Source organism: Microcystis sp. M_QC_C_20170808_M9Col (assembly GCF_007095495.1).
Classification (GTDB): Bacteria; Cyanobacteriota; Cyanobacteriia; order Cyanobacteriales; family Microcystaceae; genus Microcystis; species Microcystis aeruginosa.
Genome location: NZ_SFBZ01000150.1, coordinates 1 through 2560, shown reverse-complemented (window position 1 = coordinate 2560; position 2560 = coordinate 1). Strand labels below are relative to the sequence as shown.

General features: G+C 45.5%; 3 protein-coding genes and 1 pseudogene. 2 read left to right on the top strand and 2 right to left on the bottom strand.

The window, feature by feature from the left end; translation table 11 throughout:
• Nucleotides 1–283: 283 nt before the first annotated feature.
• Together EWV68_RS09010 and EWV68_RS09005 are read left to right on the top strand one after the other, a co-directional pair.
• Nucleotides 284–1012 (top strand): Bax inhibitor-1/YccA family protein, encoded by a 729-nt coding sequence (locus tag EWV68_RS09010; RefSeq protein WP_043999493.1) that lies wholly within the window; start codon nt 284–286, stop codon nt 1010–1012.
• A gap of 88 nt (nt 1013–1100) precedes the next feature.
• Nucleotides 1101–1271, top strand: a complete 171-nt coding sequence (locus EWV68_RS09005) for a CAB/ELIP/HLIP family chlorophyll-binding protein (protein WP_002742489.1) — start codon at nt 1101–1103, stop codon at nt 1269–1271.
• A 51-nt stretch (nt 1272–1322) separates the two neighbouring features.
• Here EWV68_RS09005 and EWV68_RS09000 read toward each other — a convergent pair whose 3' ends face one another.
• Both EWV68_RS09000 and EWV68_RS08995 read right to left on the bottom strand, forming a co-directional pair.
• Nucleotides 1323–1943 (bottom strand): hypothetical protein, encoded by a 621-nt coding sequence (locus EWV68_RS09000; RefSeq protein ID WP_061433154.1) that lies wholly within the window; start codon nt 1941–1943, stop codon nt 1323–1325.
• A gap of 275 nt (nt 1944–2218) precedes the next feature.
• Nucleotides 2219–2560, bottom strand: a pseudogene (locus EWV68_RS08995) (Uma2 family endonuclease); the annotation flags it as partial.

Genomic DNA, 2560 nt, shown 5'->3' with positions numbered 1-2560 from the left:
TTTCAGGGAAAAAGTGCCTAAATTTCCCCCCGATCACTCCCAGATCCAGTACTTTTTGATTGACAAAAGGTCTAAAAGTCTTACCCAACAAGGTTTTTAGATTTATTCAGCAAGCCCTACTTAGCTCGATTCCTAGTCTTTTCGTTACAATCAAGAGGGAATCGATGCGGGGGAGAAGATTACTTTTTTTTCTTCCCTCCGATTCAGCATTCTTGACCAACTAATCAAGAATAGTTTCTGTTTAACAAGATTGATTGAGACAAGTATCTCGAACCTAGTCACCATGAGTAATACCAGTAATTTTCGCCAAGCTTTACGCGAGGCTAAAAGCCAAGCACTTATCGGCCCCAATGTTATCCCCAAGGCCCTGCCCTATCTCGGTGGCGGTCTAATTTTGACTGCGGTGGGAACCTATGGCGGTTTAGGTGTGATCCAATCCTATCCCCAGATTTTCTTCCCGACTTTCTTTGTCGCTCTGATTGCCGAGATTATTTTATTTTTTGTCGCCCGTAATACTGCGGAAAGAGGCAATACAGGCACTGCTCTGCCCCTGCTGACTCTCTATAGTCTTCTTTCTGGCTATACTCTCAGTGGAATCGTCTATGTGGCCTTAGGTACTTCCGGTGTCGGTTTGCGAGGAGTAGCAATTGCTGCCCTCGGTTGCGGCATTGCTTTTGTGTTGGGACGGAATATCGGCTCGAATCTGTCGGAAAAAGATGGTTTAGCCCTGACTCAAACCGTTAGCATCGGTATTCTCGCTCTCTTTATTGTTCTCATTGGTCAGCTAATTTTCTCTATCTTTGGTGGCGCTACTCCCACCTGGTTAGAAATCGCCATTTCTGGCATCGGGGTTTTCTTGTTTGCTGGCTCGGCAGTGGTGGACTTTTACATCTTGCCCCGTACCTACAGAGATGAACAGTATCTTAGTGCTGCTTTATCGATGTATTTGACCTATATCAACCTATTTATCTTTATTCTGCGCCTTTTAATCGCTCTTAACGGTCGAGATTAGGGCAAATAGAGAGGAGTTAGAAATTAGTTACAACCTAACTTCTAACTCCGCTAGAATAGTAAAGAAATGTAAACGGACTGTAAAGATCATGACTGAACCACAACCGACTCAAACCCCCAAATTAGAAGATCCCAAATTTGGCTTTAATGACTATGCCGAGCGCCTCAACGGTAGAGCCGCTATGATTGGTTTTGTGATCACCCTGTTGATCGAGTATCTAACTGGCCAAGGTCTGTTATCTTGGTTAGGGTTACAGTAGTTTTTTAAGCTTTTTTAGGCATTCTAGGGGAAATATAGCCTTGAGTGTTAGCTAACGCATACAAGCTTGATGATTTTCCCCGTAGAATCCTTGTAGGACCGAATCACCTCGCTGTTGTGGTGTACCGTGGGAGCGATTAGGAGCTTCAAAATCGCCCACTTCCGAGGCCGCTTCCCCTAGAAGTTTTCCCGCTAGTATATAATCCTGTTTGGATAAACCTCTAGCTTCGGTAAATAACCAGGAAAGGGTATCTCCCGCTAGACAATCGGCCTGTAATTCAATGCCGATGCTCATCCCACCTTCATCGATGCCACCAATACCCCGATTCCACTGAACAGCGTGAGCGGCCTCGTGAGCGACGGCATAAAGGGGAAATAAAGGATTATCGCTAATACCAGTAACTTGCTTGAGATTGACATAGACTGTATTATCTACAGTGCAGAAAGCCGCTAGGGAAATTACGCCGCAGGGAGTGGTTATCGGGCCATCGCTTAACAAATACTTGAAATTGATCTGGTGTAATTGAGCCGTATATTCAATTACCGCTTCTAGGGCATCCTTAATATCGTCTGCTTGCGCTCTCTGGGCTAGAGGGGATAAAATCAAGAGGGAACTACAAGAAACGGCAGATATCAGGGATAATAACCGTTTACGGCCAGAGTTAGGTTTCATGGTACTAACAAAGTCGGGAGTGAGGAAGAAGTTTAATTGATCTGAATTAGCCTACCGCTACGATCACAATTTTAAAAGCTATGTATAAGACTTTCAGAGAAAATACAGAATTTACGCGGCTTTTGAGTGAAGTTTACAGACTTCCTCGTCAAGGTTGAGGAAATTAATTTGGCACGACCACTGATTGTGTTGAAAATCTGCCCGTCAGTCAGGCAAAAAGCTCCCCATCAGGTCATTTCCCCATCTCCCCACCCCGAACATTCGTTACACTTGTACTACAAGTCTATCCCCATTTCTCGCAAACGAGCCGCCAGCCGTTGAGAACGCTGTCTTTCCGCTTCCAGAGCTTGCTGAGTAGCATTTAATTGCTCCTGTGCTGCGGCCGCTTGCTCCTGTGCTGCAGCTGCTTGCTCCTGTGCTGCTTCTTCTGGCAAGGGGATTAAATTGCCTTCCGAGTCATAAAATCTGGCCCAGATTGCCGTTTCTCGGTCAATAGTACCCTCCCAAGTTCCCAACCAATAGCCTAAGGTTTCGCACCATAACCAGCCGCGCTCGTTTCGTTCTAAAGAATGGTAGCGTTGGTCGGCCCCTAAATGCCATCCTTGTAAAGAATTGGC